Origin of the sequence: Algoriphagus sp. UBA3586, assembly GCF_002376385.1 — a bacterium.
Classification (GTDB): Bacteria; Bacteroidota; Bacteroidia; order Cytophagales; family Cyclobacteriaceae; genus Algoriphagus; species Algoriphagus ornithinivorans.
In genome coordinates this window covers 137,375-162,016 of sequence record NZ_DFMT01000026.1, presented here as the reverse complement: position 1 = coordinate 162,016, position 24,642 = coordinate 137,375, and the positions used below count along the sequence as shown (strand labels likewise).

Sequence of the window (24,642 nt, the reverse complement as noted above, 5' to 3'; positions counted from 1 at the left end):
AACCTACTGATCGGACTATTGAATAGATGTCCTTTGAAAAGCATAATTTTTTGAATAGTTGAGTTGGGTAAAATGTCGCTCCGAAAGGGGCGGCATTTTTGTTTAAAAAAAGCAGGCAATGAATTAAAGCCTGCTTTTTTCATCAAATTAGTCCAAACATTTAACAGTAGGATTCCATTTTTCGAAAATTCCCTCCGGATTATTTTTCCAAACCCAGACATGAAGTTGATAGTTTCTGAAAGGAAGAGGTAAGGGAGGCTGAACTTCTTCAAATTCTTGATTTCCGAAATATGGGATATCTTCATTTTCTAAATCCCATAAGTCTGCTACAATTACAAACTCCACTCCAACAAGTCTCATCCTTCCATTGGATTGTTCTTCATAAAGCAAAGCTTCAGGTTGGGTGGGGTCAAATTCTCCATCAACTTCAGGAAAATTGACAAAATGATACCCCATTCCTCCATCTGGAGAAGCAACGCAACCTGAACCTTGGATATAGCCATCATCTATAGCAATATCAAATTTTTGATATTTAGCTGTTGCTGCTCTTAAGTTTGCTAACATACTAAGAGTCATAGGATCCATCCGAAGATTTTCCAGCGGGTTGGGAAATGGACTATCTTCCAAGTATTCAAGTTGAGGATCATTCATCGGATCCACAGTTTCTATGTCATTTGGAATACAAGAGCTTATTAGAAAAATCAGCAATAAGCATAGGGGGGGTATTAAGGAATAATTTCCTTTTAAAGATTTCATAAGTGTTAGGTTTTGTTGGGAAGTAAAGAATAGATAAAAACTCCTTGACGGAGACCGAGAGCATCCCTCAATGGGAGGTTTCAAGGTTAATAAATAAAATTAAGTGACTGAATAAAAGTAAATTGAATGGATTATTCTAATTTAAGGTTAGACTAAATCTCCACCGATTGAACTATCCAAAGAAATTTTAAAAAGGCTGAAAGGCTGTAATCTGGGATGATTTAAAAGTTCAGGATGCTCAAATTCCTCTATAAATTTCATTCCGATTTTACGCATCACTTGTAAGGAGGCATGATTTGCTGAAGTGGCGTAAGAATATATTTCTTCTAAGCCTAACTGTGAGGCATAACCTATGCAGGCAAGGGCTCCTTCGGAAGCAAGACCCTGATTCCAGTATTTTTTCGCAAGTCGCCAACCTATATCAATACAGGGAGTGAAGCTTGCTTCAAAATCCTTCCTTCCCAAACCTATGGTTCCGGCCAATTCACCACTTGCCAAAAAGTCTACCGCGAAATAACAAAACCCCTCTTTTTGAAAGGTTTGATTCATCTTTTGAATGCGCTTTTGGCTTTCTTCCAAAGTGAATGGTTTTTCGAAAAAATACATGATTTCGGGATCAGAATCTATTTGAAAAATGGCTTCTAAGTCGGATTCAGACCAAGTTCGAAAACCTAACCTTTCACTTTGGAAAATGTATTTCTTCATGGATTTAATTCGCTGAGCAAAGAATTAATATCAAGTCTTCTGGTGTACATAGTCAGCTCTCCTGATTCATCTTTGGGCCAAAGTTCCCGAGGTCTATCCCAATAAAGCTCTACGCCATTTTCATCAGGATCATCCAGATACAATGCTTCAGAAACTCCATGATCTGCAGCTCCTGTCAAGGGGTAGGAATGATCTGACAGCCTTTTGAAAAGAAAGGCTAGGTCTTTTCGGGTAGGGAAAAGGATTGCCGTATGAAACAAGCCAGGTGAGTTTCTTGGGGCAGGGGGAGAGTTCTTACTTTGCCATGTATTCAAACCTATGTGATGATGATATCCTCCCGCTGAAATAAAAGCTGCATCTTTTCCATATCTCATCATTAATTCAAAGCCTAAGAGCCCACAATAAAAGTCAATCGAACGCTCAAGATCACTCACTTTCAAGTGGACGTGACCAATGCTGGTTCCAGATGGGATTTTATAGTTATCCATTTTACCAATTAGGCTTAATTCCAGGTGCGAAAGGAAAACTCAGGCTTTTATAATATTCTAAGTCTCCTTCAGGTTGTTCAATTTCAGAAGGAAAAGGTCTATTTGCAAATGTCTGAAAATAAAGAAGACAGGCATTTCTCCACCATTCAGCCTCTTTAACTTGAACCTTCAATAGCTGATTAACATGATCAAATCGTTCCTCATCAATGACATTCTCCAATGATTGCCAAGTCTGGAGAAAACTTCTGGAGCTTTTGACTCCCTGATCATAATGTAAAGTGATTTCTTTCCATAAAGTATTTCCTGATTTCAACTTAAAATCCCAAGAGAGATGGTGAAACCACAGCAGGTATTTCTCAGGTATTTTCTTCGGATCAGACCAGACTTTTGCGATTTCAGGAGCGTACTGATTTAAGGCATTACTCCCTGAGGAAGTTCTATCAAAACCTATCCCATCTGATCCTGCACGATGGTAATAAAGGGATGTCCAGTCAGCTCTTCCACCCTCGACCCAAGGGCCAGGACCATAGTGATGACTTCTTCCCATTATATGATGCAGGCCCAAAGGAGTCATGTAATTGACAGCGGCCTCATGAGAATTAATCATAATTCCTTGAATCTTTTCAATTCCACTTAACTTAGGCCCAAAGGTTAATTCTGACCATTCTTTCGATATTTTTTCAGAACTCAAATAGGGATCCCAGGCTAATCTTCCGAAGGCATACCAGTTGGACTGCCCGAAAAGATGCCCTGTCCAATTTCTATCAGTTCCAATATTCGATACTCCAGCCATCAAGGTTAATTTTTGCCCAGAATCTGTTCCGTCAATAATTTTAGCCACTGTCGATGAAGACTTTGGTCTATAGGTTTTAGATTTCAATACCTCCTCCCAAAAAGTGCCCAAATAGACCAATTGAGTGGCCTGTCCCAAATATTCTTGGGTGATCTGAAATTCCATCCCAAGATTGGTATTTTTTACAGCTCCGAATAAAGGATGGAATGGCTCCCGAGGTTGGAAGTCAATTGCCCCATTTTTCACCTGGATAATCACATTCTCCTTAAATTTTCCATCCAGAGGTTCAAATTCCAAATTTGCCTGTTTGTGGCGATCCTCATCAATTTCGTGTGAGTATACAAATGCTCTCCAAATGACCAATCCTTTATATGGAGCGAGAGCATCTGCAAGCATATTGGCTCCTTCTGCATGATTTCTTCCGTATTCATGAGGACCGGGCTGTCCTTCTGAATTAGCCTTAACTACAAAGCCACCAAAATCTGGGATGGCTTCATAAATCATCCCTACTTTTTCCTTCCAAAATGCTGCAACATCGGGATTTAAAGGATCAGCTGTTTCCAATCCACCGAGTTCGATGGGGGCCGAAAATCGGGCAGTTAGATAGACCTTAATCCCATAAGGGCGGAAAATATCTGCCAAGACCTTCACTTTTTCTATGAAGTCCGGTCTTAAAATCCAGGCATTTGCATTCACATTAGTGAGGGAAACTGCATTGATTCCTAAACTTGCATTGGCCCGGGCGTAATCTATGTACCTGGGATCCACATAGCCTGGAAGCTTATGCCAATCCCAAATGGAAAAACCAGCATAGCCACGTTCTACCGTTCGGTCTAAATTATCCCAGTGATTCAGCATTCTGATTTTCACCTTGGGACTATCTGATAATTCTTCCTTAAAGTCTACCTGTTCTCTTTGAATTTCCTGGAGTAGTCTAAAAACGCCGTACAAGACACCTATTGGTTTGTTTCCAATAATGCTAAAGTAGGTCTTACCTTGAAGCTCAATTGGACCCATCCAGTAACCTTCATCTCCTAAATTTTTGATTTCCATTTGTTGGTCTAAGCCTATGACCTGAGCAAGTTCCTCTCTGGTACCCAGCCACATTTTAGCCGCATTGATCCGGTCAGTTGCATAGATTGGCGATTTCCCGATCATTTTCGGAATAGCCTTTTCCATCTCAAATTGGATGGCGTTGTATGTTGGGTTTTTTCCAAAAAAGTAGATTCCACTGAATAATGATTCGGCTTCGGATCGAATAGTGGGAATCTTGATGGAACTGTAGTCCAACCACAAATCATAGCCGTCCTTGGCCTGAACGGATTGGATGCAGAAGAAAAAAAGAAAAGCGTAAAATAGGTTTTTCATAGGTTTATTGGTTGACGATTGAAGTTCTCGAAAAATCAAACTTTTTCCTATAGCTTTTTGATGGATGTAAGGATTCTTTAGAATGCACGACATTTTTTGTCAAATTCAATCTTTCACTCCTTCAATTTGATCAAGCTTTCCTATCTTCAAACTCACTTTTTTCCGAGCTATGTCAGACAAACCTTTTATCATCTACAAATCTTCAGCAGGATCTGGGAAGACCTATACGCTTACGCTAGAGTATCTCAAGTTGGCACTAAGGCAACCACCAACAGCTTTCAAGCAGATATTAGCAGTGACTTTTACCAATAAGGCCACTCAGGAGATGAAGGAGAGAATTTTAGATGTGCTGTCAAGATTGTCTCAGCAAGTGGATGAGGCGGAGTTTATGGATCAGGAATTAATGAAATTTCTGCAAGTGGATGCTGAAGGTTTGAAGCATAAGGCGAAGGCTACACTGACGGCAATCCTGCACGATTACAGTCATTTTTCAGTCAGCACGATTGATAGCTTTTTTCAAAAAGTAGTCCGTGCATTTGCCCGTGAGATTGATCTCAATGCGAAGTTTGATGTAGAATTAGATCAGGATGGAGTTCTCGAAAGGGTAGTAGATAGAGTTGTCATGCAGGTGATGGATGATGAATTCCTACATAAATGGCTGGTTGATTACGCCACTGAGCAGATCCAGAATGGGAAAACCTGGGATATTCGGAGAAATATTCAGGGCTTGGGGAAACAGATTTTTCAGGAGAATTTCAAACAACATGCAGGCGAAATCAAGTCCTTTTTGAGTGAGAAAGAAAATGTCGATCAACTCCAAAAACTGGTTAAGAGTCGAAGAGATGGTCTTATCAAAATTGGTAAAGATTTAAAACAGCAAGCCAATGAAATACGAATCGCTAATGGCTTGGAATGGACAGATTTTAGTGGTAGTTCCAATTCCTTTGCAAAGAAGTTTGATCAACTCGGTGATAGAAACAAGGTCGTTCCAGATATTACAAAAACAATGGTGGAGGCCATTGATAATCCTGGAAAATGGTATGCTAAATCAAGTAAAAAAATCAATGAAATTGAAAGTGCTTTTCAGTCAGGTCTAAATGATATTCTAAGGCAATTTGAACCCTTGCTTTTCCAATGGAATACCATCAGCGCTATTTCTAGAAATATTTACGTTTATGGAGTTTTTAGGAATCTATTGGATGATTTATCCCTGATCAAATCCGAAGAAAACATGCTTTTGATTTCGGATGCCAATGAGTTTCTCAAAGAAATCACCTATGAAAATGACGCCCCATTTATCTATGAAAAAGTAGGGAATCAATACCAACATTTTTTGATAGACGAGTTTCAGGATACTTCGGGTTTTCAGTGGGCTAGTTTCAAGCCTCTACTCGAAAACTCCCTTTCTTTTGGTCATCGTAATCTTTTGGTAGGGGACGTTAAGCAGTCTATTTATCGTTGGCGTGGAGGAGAAATGAAACTCCTCCTTGAAAGGGTAGAAGAGGAGATAGGTGCTCATTTGATTGAATCCAAAAATCTGGCAACTAACTTCCGGAGCTTACCGCGGATTATCGAATTTAACAATGCATTGTTTGAAACGCTCCCAACTTCTTTTGAGCGGGTGCTTTCTGACACTTATGGGGTGGATGATCCAAGTATTTTGTCCAAAGCCTATGCCGATGTAAAGCAAAAAGTATCCTCGAAAAAAAAGCAATCTAATTTCCAAGGTATGGTGCGGATGGAATTCTTGGAAGAGAATAAGGAGCTGGAAGAGGATGGTAAATTTGATAAACAGGTCCTTGAAAAAATTCCAGAGCAGGTCAGGAATCTCCAGGATTTGGGCTATCAGTTGAAGGATATCGCTTTTTTGGTTAGAACCAAGTCAGAAGGTGAGCAGATTGCTGATTGCCTCATGCTAGAACCTGCCAGCGATCAATACCGATACGATGTGCTTTCGGATGAATCCATGTATTTGCATAAGGCAGCCTCAGTCAAAGCCCTGATCGCTGCCCTTTCATACTTGTATCAACCCGATGATGAGGTGCAGTTTAAGACCATGTGGTATTATCGAGCTGTACTTTTAGATCAGAAAGTTGATCATAACCTTTTTTCCTTGGATCAGATTGATGAAGATTTTGCTAAGGAGATTGAATTATTTAAAGCGCAGGAACAGGCATTGTTGCAGCTTCCTTTGTTGGAAATGACCGAAGAGTTGATTCGCATACTTCGAATTCAAGAGACGGGATTGGAGAAGGCCTATATTTCTGGATTTCGGGAAGCGATCTTCGATTTTATTTCAAAAAACCGCTCAGATCTGGGAGCTTTTTTGGATTGGTGGCAAGACAATAAACAAAAGCGCACGGTGAAGATTCCTGAAGGACATGATGCCATGCGAATTCTGACTATTCATAAGTCTAAAGGACTCCAATTCAAAGTGGTTTTAATGCCATTTTTGAAATGGACCATTTTTGATACCACCAAAGACAATATCGTTTGGTCTCCCTTTAAAGATGCCGAAACTGGAATTCAGGCAATTATCCCATTGAAGCTGCAGAGTAGCCTAGCCCAGTCTTTATTCGCTGAAACCTATGGTGAAGAGGCAATATTGGCCTATTTGGATAGCTTGAATATGATCTACGTGGCTCTTACCCGAGCAGAGGAGGTATTTTGGTCTCTTTCTCCCTATAAGGGTTCTTTTAATTCTCAAAATTACCTAGAGCTCCATCTGCAGCAGATTTTAGAAGTAGGAATTCAAAATCTGGGAACCTTAGAGAAAGAGTCAAAGATCTTTCAATGGGGAGATTGGCCAGAATCCAATATTCCTGATCAAACGGTATTTCAAACGCCACCCTTGCGCTGGACTTATAAGAAATGGCAAGAATTATTGGAGGTCAAACAATATGCTGTAGACTTTTCCGCTGAAGGTATGGAGCAGCGGAAAAAGCGAAATTTTGGCTTGCTTGTTCATGAAATTTTAGAGAAATCCAATACCCTGGCTCAGGCTAAATTGGAGCTGGAAAGTCTATATTTTGAAGGGAGGTTGAGTTCAGAAGAGAAAGAAGAGGTCCTCTCTCAGCTTCAGGCATTGTTCGAAAATCCACTTTTTGCTTCTTGGTTTGATCCAGCTCAGGATTCATTGAATGAGCAGGGCATTCTATTGCCTGGAGGTAAACAGAAAAGACCTGATCGTATTCGCCTCCACCAAAGGGAAGCAGTGGTGGTAGATTTTAAAACGGGAGAAGAACGGGACAGCTATGGCAAGCAGGTCAAGGAATATATGGAACTCGTTAAATCACTCACCGCAAAGCCATGCAAGGGTTATTTATGCTATTTAGAAACTGGAAAAATCGAAGAAGTACATGCATAATTTTTTAAGAAATACTGCTGAAAAAATCCTGAAGGAATCAGAATCTTTAAGAGAGGTAGTTGTGGTTTTACCTAACAGAAGAGCTGGATTGTTTTTTACGCAGCATATGGGAACCTTGATTGATCAGCCCACCTGGATGCCTGAAGTTAAGACGATTGAGGACGTATTTTATGGATTTGCGGGAAAACGTCCGGCAGATGATTTAACACTGATTTTTGAATTGTACCGGGTTTATGGGAATTTGCACCCTGAGCCCGAGTCATTTGATCGCTTTTTCTTTTGGGGAGAAATGATCCTAAAAGATTTCAATGATGTGGATCAGTTTATGGCCGATCCGGATAAACTCTATCACCATTTGGCCGAAATCAAAGAGTTGGAGTCGGATTTAAGTTTTTTGACTGAAAATCAAATTGAGTTGATCCGACAATTTTGGAATTCCTTTATCAGCCAAGACAAGAAGCATCAGGAAAAATTTCTGAAATTTTGGCAAGTACTTAAACCGCTTTATCGTTCCTTTCAAGCTTCCCTCGAGGTATCTGGATTGGCTTATTCAGGTAAGCTGTACAGACAAGTGGCCATGGGCCTAAGTGAAATCCAAAAGCCCGATAAAAAGTATATCTTTTTGGGCTTTAATGCTTTTACCAAAACGGAAGAACTCCTGATTAAACATTTTATCAAGGAGTTTGGCGCAGAAATCCATTGGGATGTTGATGCTTATTACACGCTTGATGGCAACCAAGAAGCTGGACTATTTTTCCGTGAGTATAGAAAGGATATCATTTTGGGTCCTACATTTCCCAAGGAGCTTCCGGATTTGATTCAAAGTAAGGATTCGAAAATTAAAACCTATGCCACCCCTCTAAAAGTGAATCAGGCAAATTTGGTAGGTTCATTATTGGAACAAATTCCGGATCAGGAAGCGCTGGAAGAGACAGTCGTGATTTTACCGGATGAGCAATTACTCTTTCCGGTTCTGCATTCTCTACCTGAGCGCATCAATCAGGTCAACGTGACCATGGGGTATCCGGTTAAAAATGCTCCTGTCTATGCTTTTTTAGAGGCTGTTTTAGAAATGCAGCGATTCATAAAAATAGAAAATGGAGAGTCTTTCTTCTATCATCAACCTATAAAGAACTTGCTTTCGTCCACTTATTTGAAAAGTGTAAATGAGGGCTTTTGCAAAGGAGTGTTGGGAGAGATTCAGGCCATGAACAAGGTGTATATTTCCAGAACAGAACTTGGAAAGGGAGGTAAGCTTTTTGAATTAATTTTCCAAAAGCTGGAGGCTGACCAATTATTCCCTTACCTGAGCACACTGATGCAGGAATTGGCCGAATTGCTTAAAGACGACATGCTTCAGCGCAACTACCTTTTCCAATGTTTCAAGCAATTGACCCGATTGCGGGAAACCTTCGAAAAAGAGGAACAGTTTTCGGTTGATCGGGAGTTTTTTATCCGCTTGTTCCGACAGGTATTTCAGGAAGTCAAATTGCCTTTTGAGGGAGAGCCACTTCGTGGACTGCAGATCATGGGGGTATTGGAATCCCGTAACCTGGACTTCCGTCGGGTTATCATTTGTAACATGAATGAAGACAGTTTCCCACCATCGGCCGGTCTGAATTCCATGATTCCATTTTCTATCCGAAGGGCTTTTGGATTGCCTGTTCAGGAACAAAATGACGCGATTTATGCCTATACTTTCTATAGACTACTGCATGCTGCAGAAGAAGTTCATATGATTTACACGACTGCTGCAGATCAGGGTAAGGCAGGAGAAAAGAGCCGATACCTGCAGCAGATGGAGGTTGAACTTAATCAAGACCTTTCTGAGGAAGTTATTTATGTTCCCATAGACCAAAAATCGACCGACGCAATCCGGATTGAAAAGACGCCTTCCATTCTTCAGACCTTGGAACGGTATTTAGTAGGATCGGATGGACACTCGGAAACTGCCTTTTCTCCTTCTGCTTTAAATGTCTATTTGGATTGCAGACTTAAATTTTACTTGCAATACATTGCTGGAATCAAAGAAAAAGAGGAAGTGAGCGAGGAGATTGATGCCGGTGTGTTTGGAAATTTGGCTCATTACAGTTTGGAGAACTTATATTCAGGTTTTATCCAACGAAAAAAACGAACTCAAATCGAAGAAGGGGATTTCGTTGAATTACGAAAAAACTGGATTTTTCCAGCAGTTGAAAAAGCCATTCGCGATTTTTATCATCTCGAAGACGAGGCAGAAACCAAACTCAATGGTCAATTGGCCATTGCTCGGGATGTGATTCAGGGCTATGTGGATCAGGTCTTAGCATATGATGCAAGCACAGCACCTTTTCGTTTAATCTCATTAGAAAAAGAAAAAAAGTACCAAACTACGCTGCAGATCAAAACTTTGAATGGTGCTCGTCGTGTGGCTTTGAGAGGAATCATTGACCGGGTAGATGAACTTAATGGGGTGATCCGCTTGATAGACTACAAATCTGGTGGAGATCAGAAAACCTTTCCTGATCTTGATGCGCTTTTTGACCGTAGCTTAGAGAAAAGGAACAAAGCGGCCATGCAAACACTGTTTTATGGATTAATCTATCAAGGAACCCATCCTGAAAATACTGCTCCATTGAAGCCTGCAATTTTCAATTTAAAAGAGGTGTTCAATGATAATTTTGATCCCTATTTGTACCAAAAAGAAGGTCGAAAAACCGGAATAGAAGTCCTGGATTACAAAGACTACGATCCGGATTTTCAAACCAAATTAAAAGAACTGCTCGAGGAATTATACAATCCAGAAATCCCCTTTGATCAAACAGAGGTTTTGAAAAAATGTGAGTATTGTCCGTATAAGGAGATTTGTGGGAGGTGAAGATGGTGTAGTGTATGTACGATGTACAAAGTACTATGTACCAAGTAAGAATTTTAAATAAGTATATTATTAGAAGTTGAGTATTTAGATTATTGAAATGGTTTTATTCCTCTTTTAAAAAGTCGGATACCAGATTATTATTTTGTGATTCCATTTCACAAGTCCAGCGTCCATTTTCATAATGGAGTTAGATACTATTTAGTCCTCTGATTTAGGTTACAATATTGGGGTTAGTTTGTTTTTCAACATGGACTCCAATACTGAAATTCAATCAACTTTCCTTCCCGAAAAAGAAAGAAAAACCCATCATCGGCATCAGTAAATCGGCCCTTAATACTAAATAATAGCTCATCATCTTTTCCGGAAATTTCGATGGGTCCAGCTTTTTTTTCCATAAAAAACTCAACTTCCTGAAGGGTGCTTTTTCCACTGAATTCAATTTCCTCAAAATACGTCCACTTCATTTCACCTTCCGGATCGAAAAGAACCAATTCTGAAATATAACCTTCCTCAGTATTCCCTATCCAAGTGACGTGATCATAGGTTAGCTGATGATAGCTTTTTCCCTGCTCCTGATTGGAATGGAAACCACATTCGTAGTTAGTTTCCGTGCTCTTTGTTGGTCCGTACTTTTCAAAAATCCCCTTCAGTCCCTGTTGCCGAAATGCCAATCCATCGACATAAATATATTCTGGCAAGAAGGTCTTTTCCTTTGGTGCGAAAAGAAGGACCAAAGGCATTAGAATTGAAAAAATAGCCTTGATCATCAATCTTCAACTTCCACGATCACCTCGATTTCAACAGCAATGTCATTCGGAAGGGCTGCTACACCTACTGCCGAACGGGCATGTTTTCCTTTTTCTCCAAAGACTTCCACCATCAGATCAGAAAAACCATTGATCACGGCAGGATGTCCGGTAAAGTCTGGTGCCGAATTCACCATACCTAGCACCTTTACAAATTGCTTGATTTTACTTAAGTCTCCTCCAGTTGCTGCTTTAAGCACCGCGAGGATTTCAATACCGGTCTCCCTAGCAGCCTGATAGCCTTCCTCAGGACTCAAATCTGCTCCTACTTTTCCATAAATATCAGGTCCATTCCCAGCCAAAAAGATCAGATTACCCACTTGTTTCCACTTTACATAATTGGCAATAGGGGCACTAATTTCGGGAAGCTCTATTCCCAATTCTTTTAATTTTTCTTCTGGGCTTTGTGCATTGCTAAAATTCGAAAAGCAAAAGAAGATAAAAACGAGGGCAAGTAATTTTTTCATTGGATTTTTGATTGAACCAACCTAATCTAGCAGAATAATTCATAACTACCTATTTAACCTATCTGTAATTGTGGAAGCTATTCAAATCATCCCTTTCGAAAATTCTCTCCGGGCTCATTTTGAAATTATCAATAAGGCTTGGGTTGAAGAGTTGTTTGCTATAGAGCCATTTGATAAAGAACAATTGGAACAGCCGGAAAAAACGATTTTGGAAAAAGGAGGCGCCATTATTTTCGCCAAAAAAGGAGAGGAAATCGTAGGTACTGTTGGGCTTTCCAAAATCGATGAGCAAACCTATGAATTGATCAAAATGGGCGTTTCCAAGAATGCACAGGGCTTGGGGATAGGGAAGAAGCTTGGCATTGCAATTTTGGAAAAAGCCAAAGAAATGGGTGCCCGTAAAGTGGTTTTATATACACATACTAAGCTTCAGGCAGCATTGAAAATATACCAGAACTTAGGGTTTCAAGAAGTGCCAGTTCGGGATGGGAAATATTGCAGATGTGACTTGATGATGGAAGTGCAGCTTTAATGAGCTGATTTGCTGATTTTTATCAGTTTTTTCACTGACCTTTTTCAAAGGAATTTGTCCTGCTTTTCATGAACTTGTGGGTACATCAAAAATCTAGAAGCCATGAAAACTATAGCTGTTCCATTTGATTTTTCCTCTTATTCTCTTGCAGCCCTCAAGACTGCACAGAAAATAAGCGCAAAAACCAATGCCAATATTTTAGTGATTACGGTCATTCCTTCTGAAGTCGACTTTGAAAAACTTTCTGAAGAAGCCAAGAAGAAATACTCTGAGCTAACTGAGCAAAAACAAGAAGCTGAATTAGTTTTACCTGAATACGTTCGTGAAATAGCTCCGGCAAAATCCCAGATTGATTATCAAGTAAAAGTAGGTGTTCCTTGGGAAATGATATTAAGGACTATTAAAGAGGAAAATGTTGAGCTTCTGGTGATGGGAGCTTATGGAAAAGGTTATTCTGAGGGGAAATTTATAGGCTCTACCTTGCAAAAAGTATTGAGAAATTCTCCTTGTCCTGTTTTGGCTGTGAAGGAAGCCTTGGATGGAAATGATCTAAGGAAAATTGCTTTTTGTTCCAATTTCCATCTTAAATCAAGAGAAAGCTTTTCAATCATTAAATCCCTCCTTAAAGCATTCAAGTGTAGTGTTCATTTGCTTTATGTGAATACTCCCGATCACTTTACTTCTTCCGAGGAAGTCAAAAAAGGAATGGATATGTTTCAAAAAGGAAATGAGGAAATTGTTTTTCATCAGCATATTCACAATGCAAAAGAAGTGGAAAATGGAATTATCAACTTCACTTCTGAAAATGGTATCAAATGGATAGCAATTGAAACAGGCCACCATGAGAAAAGTCTTTCTTATCAAGTAGGAACTACAGAAACGGTCTTATTTAAAGGCAATTTGGGCGTTTTGAGTATCAAGCAGTAGCCTGTTTTGGTTGATCTAGATTAGATGATTCAGTTTTTGGGTGTTGCCAATGCAAGACGGCAACACCCAAACTGTAAAGACTTCTACAATATTCATTTCCAACATTGCTTAAGGTAGAAAAAGGAATATCTGTCTGATGGCTTTTTGCTTCTTTGTATAAGTCTTCCATAAAAATTTGATCTTGATATTGAAGTTGCTGTAGCCATTGAGGTACATCTCTTTTTTCTTTTTCTTCCAGCCTCAGTTGTTCTATTTGTTCAAATAACACTTTTGCATGATCCTGGATTCTAAGCAGGAATTTTTTCGGGAGGTTTCTTTCAGCTGATTCTAACTCTTTAATGTTTTGGGTGATGCCCTTCATAGCTTTAGCTGAATAAACCATGGACCTAAGCGATTCCATGAGCGAACTTAGATGTCTTGCCTCAACTTCAGAGATTGGTTCGCTTTGAATCTTTATATGATACTCTGTAATTTCGTCTTCGATTTCTTTGATTTCGTTGTAGACATGGATTAATTCAAATGAGCGGCCCAATACTTTTTGCCAAATACTTTCATGTTCTCCTGCTTTTGCCTCGATTCCCAGAGTCTCCTTGATAAAGAATTTGGTGCGGTCGAAAACCGAGTCTAGCTCTTTCTCTACAGCTTTAATGGCTGCTTCTGGAACAGAAGTGTCTACGTTGTGAATAAATGAGGTTAAGCTAATTTTTTTGGTTTTAAAACGTTGATTGATCCAAGATCTCAAAAAACCCAAAAAAGGAAAGAAAATGATAATCCCCGCTAGGTTCATCAAAGTGTTGAATACAACCAATAAGATCAAATGATCTCCTCCAATTCTACTGTTTTCTAAGATGGTGATGAAATAGGGGATAAATGGAAAAATCAGTATCCCAGTACAGAAATTAAATATGAAATGGACTGAAGCCAACCTTTTTTTATCGGGAGTTCCACCAATTGCTCCCAGAATAACAGTGATGGTTGTTCCAATATTGGCTCCCACTGTTGCAGCTGCCGCTTGATCTAAAGTGATTACATCCGAATTTAATGCACTGAGTAAAATTACCAGTGTAGCTGAGCTGGATTGAATCAAAGCAGTGAGAACAATACCCAGCCCTAAAAAGAATATCAGCCTTACCTCTGCAAATTGACTTAATTCCATTTTTTGAGCCAGCAATTCAATGGAGGTTTTCATTAAATCAATCCCAAAAAATAAAAACCCGAAACCTAATAGAAGGAGGCCAAAATTTTTCAGATATATTCTTTTACTAAAAAATTGATAAAAAAGGGCTCCTATTCCTATAAATGGGAGTGAAAAAGAAGAAATGCTGATTTTAAACCCTAAAGTGGCAACTATCCATGCGGTAACTGTAGTCCCTAGGTTAGCTCCTAGTATTACTCCAATGGAGTTTTGAAGGCTGATGAGACCTGCTCCTAAAAATGCTAACACCATCAAAGTAACTAAAGAGCTACTCTGTAAAATTGAAGTAATAAAGGTTCCTGTAAGGATACCTTTCCAGCTTTTGTTGGTGAATTTTTGGAGTAGGGTCCTAAAGGATTTTCCAGCAAGTTCTTTGAGCCCACTTTCCATTTGGTGCATTCCCAAAAGGAAAATTCCCAATCCTGCTATAAATTCCCAATAGTTAAGATTTTCCATAGAAAGATATTACCTCGTTTAGAGGAAATCATTTACGGAAATTAATGGAAATATGAAGAATGAAAAATGATAAAAAGCAGGTTTACCAGAATCTGAATCTCTTTTCGTTAACTCTGTTTCTGAAAATCCAGTTGTCAAAAATATCTCTGGAGAAGTGGATTTCCAGCCCAACATTGACAGTCATGTAGCCATCAAAGCGGTAAGTAAGGCCCGAACCTCTACGTATTCTTCCACCATTACGGAGGATTTTATCTACATCCGGCATTCCATTGTCATCCAAAAAATCTGGGTTTCTAATAGCCAGCCTCAATCTATCGGGATTTCTTCCCGTTACATAGTCATCGACTAAGTCCAGGTAAAATTCACTGACATTATAAGCCGAAATATCATCCATGTAATCAGTCAAAGTGAACCTGTAATTTCCTTCAAATGTCAAATCCATGTAGACATTAAGTTTGTATTTGAATCCCAATCCCATAGGAAAAACTACAATATACCTTTCATAAGGGTTGCTTTCTAATTGAAGAGGTCTCAGATCTACCCATTCTCCATCAAGTTGAGCTTCTGGGTTATTGGTGGACATACCAATTCCAACGAATATATAAGGGTTCCAGAGTGGTCTATGAATATTAGGAACCTTTACAGGGTCCCAATAGTATTCGATAATTCCTGTTACTTCCCAATTCTGAGCTCGGAAATGAAGATTTCTGGGAGTTCTGAAGGCTCTTGGATCCGAAGGAGGATCTTGACCCGACATTTTATAATATGAAAAATCTCCTCTTGCCCGTAAATGAGTTCCTATTGTATAATGGAATGCAATATTCGCATTCCAATCCGGCTGAACCCCTTCATTATATTTCCAAAAGGAATATAATTCTCCAAAATACTGGGTAGGACCAATACTGGCAGAAAAAGACCATGGCTCCTCAAAACGATAGCGATAGAAGCTTTGGGAGATAGACTCAAAGCTGATAAATAAAAATAATATTAGAAGTAACTTTCTCATCTTTAGGCCATTTGTAAGCCTACTCCTCAGGTAATTTATCGAAAAATAGCCTAATTTTTTAAATTTTCAAATCCTGATTTTAGATGCAAGTCTCTTTGTGGGAATGGAATTTCAATTCCTTCTTCGCCAAATCTCTTAAATACTTCATAATAAAGTTGGCTTTTGAGCACATTGGGTCTATTGATATATTCTGAGGTCCAAACCCTTAAAGTAAAATTAATGGAGTTATCGCCATAATCCGAAAAGAGCACATCAGTTTCAGGAGTGTTAAGTACCCCCGGATTTTTCTTGGCCACATCCAACAAAATTTCTTTGACCCTTTGTGGATTTTCTTTGTAAGAAATCCCAACAGGAAAATTAAACCTAACCATTCTATCCGAGTGGGACCAGTTAATTACCTGACTATCTATAAATTGACTGTTTGGGACAATAATGGTGATATTATCGTTGGTGACAATCATTGTGGAGCGAGCAGAAATTTTGATTACATCACCAGTCACATCTCCAACCTCGATTCTATCCCCAACTTTTATGGGTTGCTCGAATAGAATAATCAAACCACTGATAAAGTTGTTGGTCACATTTTGCAAACCAAAACCAATACCAACACCAATTGCTCCGGCAAGAACACCAAATGCGCTGAGGTCAATCCCGTTTGTTTGTAAAATCGAAAAAATACCCGCCAAAATCAGAAGGTATTTGACCATGGTTCCGATAGATTGTCTGGTCCCGGTGGTGATGTCGTAGCGCTTTAATATCTTATTGACTAGGAGTCTTCTCAGCCATTCCGAGATCACAAAAAGTGCGATAAATGAAAAAATCAGGGTAAGTAGTAAGCCTATAGTCAATTTAGACTCTCCCAAATTAATTAAACTGATATTTAGGAGTTCTTCTAGCCAATCTATAAAATTAGAGACAGGAGCTGTTTTTGTATTATTTGCTTCACTTTGCATAGAAAATCGCTGTATTTTTCGAAATTCGTCGATTAATCATCAGAATTGAATACCCAATCTAAAGTAATTTTAGCTGGATTAAAAAATCCATATTTTATTTTGTTTACAGGTTGGAAATTTTCCCCTTCTGAAATTATCGATTGATTTTAGTTAATTTTGTGACATGAGTAAACACAGAGAAGAACTCGAGCACCGATTAAAACTCCGAAATATTAAGCTTTCCGATTTCGATGATATCCGTGATATCATGGTATCGATATACAAAGACAAAGGCATGGCCTGGACCCGTCAGGAATTGAAGAACCAGCTGAAGGTTTTTCCTGAAGGACAGATTTGTATTGAAGATAATGGAAAGGTAGTCGCTGCTGCTCTCAGTATAATTGTTGATTATTCTCAATTTGGAGATAACCATACTTACGATCAAATCACCGGATTCGGTAAATTCGATACCCATGATGATGAGGGTGATACACTCTATGGCACGGATGTATTCGTACATCAAGAATATCGTGGCATGCGATTGGGTCGTCGACTTTATGATGCCCGTAAAGAGCTTTGCGAAAACCTGAATCTCCGCTCTATCATTGCAGGGGGAAGAATTCCAGGCTATGCTAATTATGCCGATGAAATGACTCCAAGGAAATACATCGATTTGGTCAAGAATAAGGAGATTTTCGATTCCGTTCTTTCATTCCAACTCGCCAATGAGTTCCACGTGAGGAAGGTGATTACGAAATATCTTCCGGAGGATATTGATTCCAGAGCTTATGCTACTTTGTTGGAATGGATCAATATATATTATGAAAAAGACGAAAAGCTTATCGGAAATAAAAAATCCATTGTTCGTTTAGGATTGGTTCAATGGAAAATGAGAAGGTTTTCCAATGTAGATGATCTGATGCAGCAGGTTGAATTTTTCGTCGATACTGTTTCTGGATATAAATCGGATTTCTGTCTACTTCCTGAATTCTTCAATGCTCCGCTATTGGCTGAGTTTAATGATATGGATGCCTCAGAAGCAATCCGAAATTTGGCAGACTACACGGAAGAGATTGTAAGTAGAATGAGTGATTTGGCGGTTTCTTACAACGTGAACATCATCGCTGGATCCATGCCGGAATATGATGGCAAGAAACTTCGAAATGTAAGTTACCTGTGCAGGAGAGATGGTACACATGCCAAGCAATACAAACTTCACATTACACCAGATGAAGCAGCATATTGGGGGCTTCAGGGCGGAAATGGAATCAATGTTTTTGATACGGATGCAGGAAGGGTTGGAATTCTAATTTGTTATGACGTGGAATTTCCTGAATTAGGGAGAATCCTTGCAGAGCAAAACATGGATATTTTATTTGTTCCTTTCTGGACGGATACAAAAAATGCTTTCCTACGAGTAAATACCTGCGCAAGATCGAGAGCAATAGAAAACGAATGCTATGTAGCGATCACAGGGTCGGTGGGTAACCTTCCAAAAGTGGAAAACATGGATATTCAATACTCACAGGCTGCTATATATTCCCCTTCAGATTTTTCATTTCCACATGATTCTATCGTAGCCCAAGCATCTGAAAATGCAGAAACTACAATTGTCGCGGATGTGGACTTAGATCTTTTGACTAAGCAAAGAAAAGCTGGAAGTGTAAGAAACTTAGAACAACGAAGACTAGACCTATACTCTATACAATGGAAACAGAAGAAATAATCAATCAACTCTTTTCCGGGATTTCAGAGGAGGTTTTGCAAAAAGCATCCGCTATCAAATTACTGATTACTGATGTAGATGGTGTGCTGACCGACGGTGGGATCATCTATGATGACTTAGGCACGGAGTATAAGAAATACAATGTCAAAGATGGCTTGATTGTACAGCATTTGAGAAAAAACCGCATTATGGTGGGTGCAATTACAGGTCGTTCATCCAAGGTAGTGGAGAATAGGTGCGAGGAATTGCGTTTTGATTTTCATTATCACGGGGTAAAGGATAAATGGAAAAAACTAAGCGAAATCCTGGAAACGCTGGAAATAGAACTGCATGAGGTCGCCTATATTGGAGATGACCTGATTGACCTGCCTATTTTAAGTAAAGTTGGATTTTCAGTGGCTCCAGCAGATGCATTGGCATATGTCAAATCTCAAGTGAATTATGTCACCCTTGCTGCTGGAGGCAAAGGTGTTTTCAGAGAAGTAGCAGACCTAATATTACATTCCAAAGGCAGATTGATTCCTTTGGTTGAAAATTATATCGTAAAAGCAAAAGAAGATGAATAGAACCACTAGCACCATGAAAATCAGAGAGGGAATTGTTTTAGGTTCCGATAAACCTGTCCTTTTCTCTGGCCCTTGTGCCGTGGAGAGCTATGATATTTGTCTGGAAATAGGAACGAAGGTGAAGGCTTGGGCTGAGGAAAATGGCTTTCACTATGTTTTTAAAGCCTCATTTGACAAAGCAAATAGAACCTCTTCCAATTCTTTCCGAAGCATAGGAATGGATAAATCTTTGGAGGTTTTGCAGCGGGTAGGTCAAGCTTTGAATGTGCCCTTGGTAACGGATATTCATGAAAGTTATCAGGCAGCTGAAGTGGCCGAAGTAGTAGATGTGCTTCAGATTCCGGCTTTCTTATGTAGGCAAACGGATTTACTTTTGGCTGCAGCAGAGACCGGAAAGGCTGTAAAAATTAAGAGAGGTCAGTTTATGGCTCCTGAAGACATGCAGTATGCAGTCAAGAAAGTAAGATCTGTTGGAAATGAAAATGTCTGTTTGACCGAGCGTGGGTTCTCATTGGGATATCATAATCTGGTTGTAGATATGAGAGGTCTTCCGATCATGCGACAATTTGCTCCTGTGGTATTTGATATCACGCACTCAGTTCAACAGCCTGGAGGCCAAGGCGGAAGCAGCGGAGGTCAAAGAGAGTTTGCTCCGGTTTTAGCGAGAGCAGCGGCCGCAACTGGAATAGATGGCTTCTTTATTGAAACCCACCCAGAACCAGCAAAGGCATTGAGTGACGGACCAAATTTGATTCCTCTTGCCAAGATGGGAGAATTTTTGGCTATGTTGAAAGAGTCTTGGGCTTTGGGAAGAAAATACCAGGATTTTAAGGTCGAAGAATAATTCAAAATTTATGAAAGCTAATAGCCACTATATAAACCGCTTCTTTTTGATTGCGGTTTTTTTATTCTCAGGAGTTTGCTCGGCTTTTGCCAGTCAAAAGGAGGTTGCTGATAAGATCAGATTTATCCTGGAGACCGATCAACCCCAAAGAAAATTGGAAGTAAGGGGCTTGCCATTATTGACATCCAGTGAAATTCATACTCTTTACGGAGCGAGAGAGTTTAACCCAGTTTGGTCTTTCAATGGGGAATTGACCGAATTTGCTTATGAGATGCGATATGAAATCATTCAGTCAAAATATGATGGATTGAACCCTGAAGAGTATAATTTGAAATTAATTCAGACCTATTTTGAAGCTTTTGAAAGTAATAAAAAGAAGAAAAATGCGAATGATTTCAGTGATTTGGCAGACTTTGATTTGCTTTTGACTGATGCGTTTTTCAAGCTGGTTACTCATTTGGAAGTTGGAAAAGTTGACCCATCATCCTTGAAAAGTAACTGGGGAATTGAGCCTATTCAAAAGCAATTAGACTATATAGAATTACTGCATACAGCTCTTATGAGAAAGGAAATTCGGCCAGTGATCCAGTCTGTTTATCCTAAATTTGAAATCTATCGAAAGGGCAGAGAAGTAGTCAGAAATCTCGAATCCATTGCGAAAAATGATTCTTTGGATTGGAAACCAGTCAAAGAAAACAAATCAATTAAAGTAGGTGAGACTAATTCTGCTATTCCCGCTTTACGAGATAGATTGATTTTCTGGGGATATCTTGTCGGATCTACTGTTGCTGATAAATCGTCAAAACTCTATGACTCTCTTCTTTTTGAAGCGGTAAAAAGATATCAGGCAGACAATGGACTTGAAGCAGATGGAATCTTAGGTAAAATGACTTTAGAGGCTCTCAATCAATCTCCAAAAAGTTTGATCGATAAAGCTTCAGTAAACTTGGAAAGGCTGAGGTGGCTTCCGGACACCATTCAAAATTCCACCTACATTTTGGTCAATATTGCCAATTTTGAATTGGACTTTATTGATAATAGGGACACGCTTTTTTCTGAAAAAGTTATTGTTGGCCAGCCTTATCATCAGTCTCCAGTCTTTTCAGCTCAGATGAGTTATATTGTTTTCAGTCCATATTGGAATATTCCTTATTCCATTATGCGGAATGAAACCCTTCCTGCCATTCGAAAAAACCCCTCTTATTTAACTAGAAATAATATGGAGGTGATTACCCGATCAGGGAAATATGTAGATCCTTCTACTGTAGATTTTAGCAGCAAGTCCTTTCCATACTTGATTAGGCAAAAGCCAGGGCAAAATAATTCTCTAGGCCTAGTTAAGTTTATGTTTCCGAACAAGTACAGCGTTTATATTCATGATACTCCCACGAGAAACTTATTTGAAAAGGAAGAGCGAGCGCTCTCGCATGGTTGTATCAGATTGAAAAACCCCACCCAACTAGCACAATTACTATTAAAAAACAATCAAGATTGGGATTCACAAAAAATTGAAAAAGCTATGAATCAGCCTAGAGAACAAATTGTAAACCTGGACAAAAAGATACCCGTTATCTTGGTTTACCTTACTTTCTGGGCGGACTCAAATGGAAAGGGTCATTTCAGATCAGATATCTATCAGCGTGACTCTGAGATTTTAGCGGCCCTAAGATCTTTTTAAGGTTGAGCTAGTTCGGAATTTTCTAAGTAGTCAGGAGCTTTGCCGAACACAAACATTAATGATCCTTCTTTTATAATGTCTATTGCTTCTTTGCTGATATCAGGGGGTAGTGCTGGACAGCCTAAGCTTCTTCCTAATCGTCCTGTAGCCTTCGCAAATTCTTCCTTTGCATAATCTGCGCCATGGATAACTATAGCTCTGTTTCGTGCTTGATCATTGATTCCCTTTTCCAGTCCATCGATTCTCAAAGAATAGCCGTGCTTCCCAAAATAAGTCTCTGCTGTTTTAAAAAATCCTAAGCTACTCTTATAAGATTCGGGTTTATTGGAAAAAGATTCAGCCATCAATTGACCGGAATTTCTACCGTGTGATACAACTGTGTTGATTAAGATTTCTGATTTTTCCATATCGATTACCCAAAGTCTTTTCTCGGTAGATGGGAGGCTGAAATCGATAATTGTCAATACAGGATTTTCCAGTTTATGCTCCAACTTTTCCCACCCATGCATAGCAAGCTCAAAAATTTCTTTAGAAGGAACCAAAGGTGCATCATCAACTATCAGTTGATAAATTTTTTCACTTTCAGATATTTTAGAGGGGTTGGGAGTAGTAGTCGTGTGGATGATATTTGCTGTTAAAGCAAAGCTTATTAGCGTGTGAATTATGGTAGGTAGGGTCATAGTTTTTCCTTCTTTACAAAAGCCAAGCCAAATATTTAACTAGGATATTATTTGATTATCAAGGACTTGGCTAATCTGGGTGATAAGCGAACGTCCACTTTAAGGAACTAAAATAAAGTGGACTTTTGTTCCTTTTACGGTGAAAATTTCTATTTATTGCCTCTGAATTTGATAAATGGTTAATTTTGCCGACTGCAAAAAATAAATGGTTGAACAGCAGGAGTTTGAAATTTCTGTTTAAAGAATTTGAATAAAAATTAAACAAAAATAATTGAACTGCTGTTCAGAGAAGTAATGAAAGTAACCGTATTCCGCAAAGAGCACTTCAACGCTGCGCACAGGCTTAACAATTCTGCCTGGTCACCTGAAAAAAACCAAGCTGTTTTTGGTAAATGCAATAATCCCAATTACCACGGACACAATTATGATTTGATAGTAAAACTCAGGGGAGAAGTTGATCCTGATACAGGATACGTTTATGACATGAAAGTGCTTAGCGATCTTATCAAAAAGCACGTATTAAATAAATTTGACCACAAAAACCTAAACTTGGATACCGATGAATTCAAAAATCTCAACCCTTCCGCTGAAAATATTGCAGTGGTTATTTGGAATATTTTGAGGGAAAAAATTGATCGGAAATTCGAATTAACGATTCGACTTTATGAAACAGAAAGAAACTTTGTTGAATACGATGGGAATTAATCTGTCCCGGGCTTCATTTGAGGAAATCGGTGAAGAGCATGTTGGAACTTCTTTAGAAACTCCTTTGAGAGAGGATGCTTTCGAAATGGATGATGATTTAAAAGTGGAATTGATTGAAAAGCATTTCCGTGAAATCATGAACATTTTGGGATTAGACCTCACAGATGATAGTTTGAAAGGTACTCCTCATCGGGTGGCCAAAATGTATGTGAAGGAGGTTTTCGCAGGTTTGAATCCAAAGAATAAGCCAGCTGCAAAACTTTTTGAGAACAAGTACAAATACAATGAAATGTTGGTAGAAAAAGATATCACGTTTCATTCTCATTGCGAACATCATTTCGTTCCGATCTATGGTAAGGCTCATGTGGCTTACATTTCTAATGGAAACGTGATCGGTCTTTCAAAAATCAATAGAATAGTACAGTATTTTGCCAAAAGGCCTCAGGTTCAAGAAAGATTGACCATGCAAATTGGTAATGAGTTGAAAGAAGTTTTAGGCACTGAAGACGTAGCTATTATCATGGATGCATATCATATGTGCGTCAGCTCAAGAGGTGTTAATGATACCAACAGTTCAACCGTTACTTCCTTTTATTCAGGTAAGTTTGAAAGAGACGAACAGGCTAGAAATGAATTTCTGAAGTATATCAGTTTAGAAAAGTAAAATATATCCTACTAAACCAACTTTAAAACCGGGCAAAAGCGCGGTTTTTTTTGTTTTTCCCAAAACAAATTCCTTCATCAAATGCTTTTATACATGAAACCAAACAAGTTATGCAAGGAAAAAATATTGTTATCATCGGAGGAAACTCAGGAATTGGAAAAGCTATTTCGGAATCATTGAAATCAAAAGGTGCAAATCTCTATTTGTACTCCAAAAGTGGTGATGGAACTACTGAATTGGACATCACCGAAGATTTTGACCAGTTACCAGATTCACCTGATGTTATTGATGGTTTGGTTTATTGTCCAGGCACTATAAATCTGAAGCCTTTTCATAGAATTAGCAAAAGTGATTTCCAAAAAGAATTAGACATTAATTTTTTGGGGGCAGTCAAAGTTTTGCAAGCTACTATGAAGGCTTTGAAAAAGTCTGATTCGCCTTCAGTTGTAATGTTTAGCACGGTTGCAGTTCAGACTGGTATGGGTTTTCATGCCGGTATTGCAGCAGCAAAAGGTGCTGTAGAAGGGCTGACAAGATCATTGGCGGCTGAATGGGCTCCTTCAAAGATTCGAGTAAATGCTATAGCCCCATCTTTGACAGACACCCCATTGGCAAATGCATTGTTGTCATCTGATGATAAAAAAGAAGCAAGTAATAAAAGACATCCTATCGGTAGATATGGAACTCCGGAAGACATTGCTAATGCTGCAGTATTTTTGCTGTCTGAGGAAAGTTCCTGGATGACAGGTCAGATAGTGCATTTGGATGGAGGAATGTCCAATCTTAAATAAACTTTAAACAATTTCAATAGAATTTTGTCATTACTTAGGGTACGGTCCCGAGAAGAACGAGCTGTGAATATGAAGACTCCACCTGAATCATTCCTATTGTTTAAGGAAGAATTGAGGAAAGCCCAACTCGAAAAAGAAAGGCTAAAGAAAGACTATGAGAATAAGCTTGCAGAAGTTAATCAAGAGCTTGCGAGACTGAAAGAGCAAATTAAGTCTCAGCAGGACATGATGCGGACTACTCTCGAATATGCCTCAAACCTAGAAGTTCGCTTGGAGCAATTCAAAGACGAAGTCAATCAATCTGAAACCAAGCGTAAAAATACAGTCTATTAA

General features: G+C 39.0%; 22 protein-coding genes. 12 read left to right on the top strand and 10 right to left on the bottom strand.

What is annotated here, in order from left to right; all coding sequences use genetic code 11:
• Positions 1–147: 147 nt before the first annotated feature.
• From B2906_RS08640 to B2906_RS08625, 4 genes are all read right to left on the bottom strand, one after another.
• On the bottom strand, positions 148–756 hold the full coding sequence (locus B2906_RS08640) for a hypothetical protein (RefSeq protein ID WP_286938005.1): 609 nt from the start codon (positions 754–756) through the stop codon (positions 148–150).
• A 147-nt stretch (positions 757–903) separates the two neighbouring features.
• Positions 904–1,461, bottom strand: coding sequence for a GNAT family N-acetyltransferase (locus B2906_RS08635; protein ID WP_286938003.1), 558 nt, complete (start codon positions 1,459–1,461; stop codon positions 904–906).
• Complete coding sequence (locus B2906_RS08630; RefSeq protein WP_286937995.1) at positions 1,458–1,949, bottom strand: VOC family protein; 492 nt, start codon at positions 1,947–1,949, stop codon at positions 1,458–1,460. The genes B2906_RS08635 and B2906_RS08630 overlap by 4 nt, the downstream gene beginning before the upstream one ends.
• 1 nt (position 1,950) lies before the next feature.
• Positions 1,951–4,110: an alpha-glucuronidase family glycosyl hydrolase gene (locus B2906_RS08625; RefSeq protein ID WP_286937992.1), complete on the bottom strand. Its 2,160-nt coding sequence runs from the start codon at positions 4,108–4,110 to the stop codon at positions 1,951–1,953.
• A gap of 169 nt (positions 4,111–4,279) precedes the next feature.
• On the opposite strand from B2906_RS08625, the gene B2906_RS08620 reads away from it, so the two are divergent.
• Both B2906_RS08620 and B2906_RS08615 read left to right on the top strand, forming a co-directional pair.
• Positions 4,280–7,477: a UvrD-helicase domain-containing protein gene (locus B2906_RS08620; protein ID WP_286937987.1), complete on the top strand. Its 3,198-nt coding sequence runs from the start codon at positions 4,280–4,282 to the stop codon at positions 7,475–7,477.
• Positions 7,470–10,334, top strand: a complete 2,865-nt coding sequence (locus B2906_RS08615) for a PD-(D/E)XK nuclease family protein (protein ID WP_286937977.1) — start codon at positions 7,470–7,472, stop codon at positions 10,332–10,334. Before B2906_RS08620 ends, B2906_RS08615 begins: the two co-directional genes overlap by 8 nt.
• A 242-nt stretch (positions 10,335–10,576) precedes the next feature.
• Here the strand turns inward: B2906_RS08615 and B2906_RS08610 are convergent, their stop codons facing one another.
• Together B2906_RS08610 and B2906_RS08605 are read right to left on the bottom strand one after the other, a co-directional pair.
• Positions 10,577–11,101 carry a hypothetical protein gene (locus B2906_RS08610; protein ID WP_286937974.1) on the bottom strand — a complete coding sequence of 175 codons (525 nt, stop codon included), beginning with the start codon at positions 11,099–11,101 and terminating at the stop codon, positions 10,577–10,579.
• A complete protein-coding gene (locus tag B2906_RS08605) occupies positions 11,101–11,607 on the bottom strand; it encodes a RidA family protein (RefSeq protein ID WP_091654225.1) in 507 nt (168 codons plus the stop codon). The genes B2906_RS08610 and B2906_RS08605 overlap by 1 nt, the downstream gene beginning before the upstream one ends.
• A 70-nt stretch (positions 11,608–11,677) precedes the next feature.
• Between B2906_RS08605 and B2906_RS08600 the strand changes: the two genes are divergently transcribed.
• The gene (locus tag B2906_RS08600) at positions 11,678–12,139 is read left to right on the top strand and encodes a GNAT family N-acetyltransferase (protein ID WP_286937967.1); all 462 of its coding nucleotides are present in this window, start codon (positions 11,678–11,680) and stop codon (positions 12,137–12,139) included.
• Between the two features lie 102 nt (positions 12,140–12,241).
• Entirely contained in the window at positions 12,242–13,066 is an 825-nt protein-coding gene (locus B2906_RS08595; protein ID WP_219958624.1) for a universal stress protein, read from the top strand.
• Here B2906_RS08595 and B2906_RS08590 read toward each other — a convergent pair.
• The 3 genes from B2906_RS08590 to B2906_RS08580 form a co-directional block, all read right to left on the bottom strand.
• A complete protein-coding gene (locus tag B2906_RS08590; RefSeq protein ID WP_286937946.1) occupies positions 13,056–14,717 on the bottom strand; it encodes a Na/Pi cotransporter family protein in 1,662 nt (553 codons plus the stop codon). The two genes, B2906_RS08595 and B2906_RS08590, sit on opposite strands and share 11 nt — an antisense overlap.
• A gap of 82 nt (positions 14,718–14,799) precedes the next feature.
• Positions 14,800–15,723 carry a hypothetical protein gene (locus B2906_RS08585; protein WP_286937941.1) on the bottom strand — a complete coding sequence of 308 codons (924 nt, stop codon included), beginning with the start codon at positions 15,721–15,723 and terminating at the stop codon, positions 14,800–14,802.
• 50 nt (positions 15,724–15,773) lie between these two features.
• Positions 15,774–16,676 carry a mechanosensitive ion channel family protein gene (locus tag B2906_RS08580; protein WP_286937928.1) on the bottom strand — a complete coding sequence of 301 codons (903 nt, stop codon included), beginning with the start codon at positions 16,674–16,676 and terminating at the stop codon, positions 15,774–15,776.
• A gap of 163 nt (positions 16,677–16,839) precedes the next feature.
• Here B2906_RS08580 and B2906_RS08575 point away from each other — a divergent pair, with 163 nt between their 5' ends.
• Genes B2906_RS08575 through B2906_RS08560 form a run of 4 tightly spaced genes read left to right on the top strand, consistent with a single transcriptional unit; the run spans position 16,840 to position 21,469 of the window.
• Positions 16,840–18,381, top strand: a complete 1,542-nt coding sequence (locus B2906_RS08575; RefSeq protein ID WP_219958628.1) for a bifunctional GNAT family N-acetyltransferase/carbon-nitrogen hydrolase family protein — start codon at positions 16,840–16,842, stop codon at positions 18,379–18,381.
• Entirely contained in the window at positions 18,363–18,947 is a 585-nt protein-coding gene (locus B2906_RS08570; RefSeq protein WP_286937920.1) for a KdsC family phosphatase, read from the top strand. The genes B2906_RS08575 and B2906_RS08570 overlap by 19 nt, the downstream gene beginning before the upstream one ends.
• Positions 18,940–19,791, top strand: a complete 852-nt coding sequence (gene kdsA, locus B2906_RS08565; protein WP_286937919.1) for a 3-deoxy-8-phosphooctulonate synthase — start codon at positions 18,940–18,942, stop codon at positions 19,789–19,791. The genes B2906_RS08570 and kdsA overlap by 8 nt, the downstream gene beginning before the upstream one ends.
• Before the next feature lie 10 nt (positions 19,792–19,801).
• Entirely contained in the window at positions 19,802–21,469 is a 1,668-nt protein-coding gene (locus B2906_RS08560) for a L,D-transpeptidase family protein (protein ID WP_286937916.1), read from the top strand.
• Here the strand turns inward: B2906_RS08560 and B2906_RS08555 are convergent.
• Positions 21,466–22,149, bottom strand: a complete 684-nt coding sequence (locus B2906_RS08555; protein ID WP_286937912.1) for a murein L,D-transpeptidase catalytic domain family protein — start codon at positions 22,147–22,149, stop codon at positions 21,466–21,468. The two genes, B2906_RS08560 and B2906_RS08555, sit on opposite strands and share 4 nt — an antisense overlap.
• Before the next feature lie 294 nt (positions 22,150–22,443).
• Here B2906_RS08555 and B2906_RS08550 point away from each other — a divergent pair, with 294 nt between their 5' ends.
• The 4 genes from B2906_RS08550 to B2906_RS08535 all read left to right on the top strand — a co-directional run bounded on the left by B2906_RS08550 (position 22,444) and on the right by B2906_RS08535 (position 24,642).
• Complete coding sequence (locus tag B2906_RS08550) at positions 22,444–22,854, top strand: 6-pyruvoyl trahydropterin synthase family protein (RefSeq protein WP_286937901.1); 411 nt, start codon at positions 22,444–22,446, stop codon at positions 22,852–22,854.
• Complete coding sequence (gene folE, locus B2906_RS08545) at positions 22,814–23,518, top strand: GTP cyclohydrolase I FolE (RefSeq protein WP_091654207.1); 705 nt, start codon at positions 22,814–22,816, stop codon at positions 23,516–23,518. The genes B2906_RS08550 and folE overlap by 41 nt, the downstream gene beginning before the upstream one ends.
• 110 nt (positions 23,519–23,628) lie before the next feature.
• Positions 23,629–24,309, top strand: coding sequence for an SDR family NAD(P)-dependent oxidoreductase (locus B2906_RS08540; RefSeq protein ID WP_286937898.1), 681 nt, complete (start codon positions 23,629–23,631; stop codon positions 24,307–24,309).
• A 69-nt stretch (positions 24,310–24,378) separates the two neighbouring features.
• Positions 24,379–24,642 (top strand): hypothetical protein, encoded by a 264-nt coding sequence (locus B2906_RS08535; protein WP_091654202.1) that lies wholly within the window; start codon positions 24,379–24,381, stop codon positions 24,640–24,642.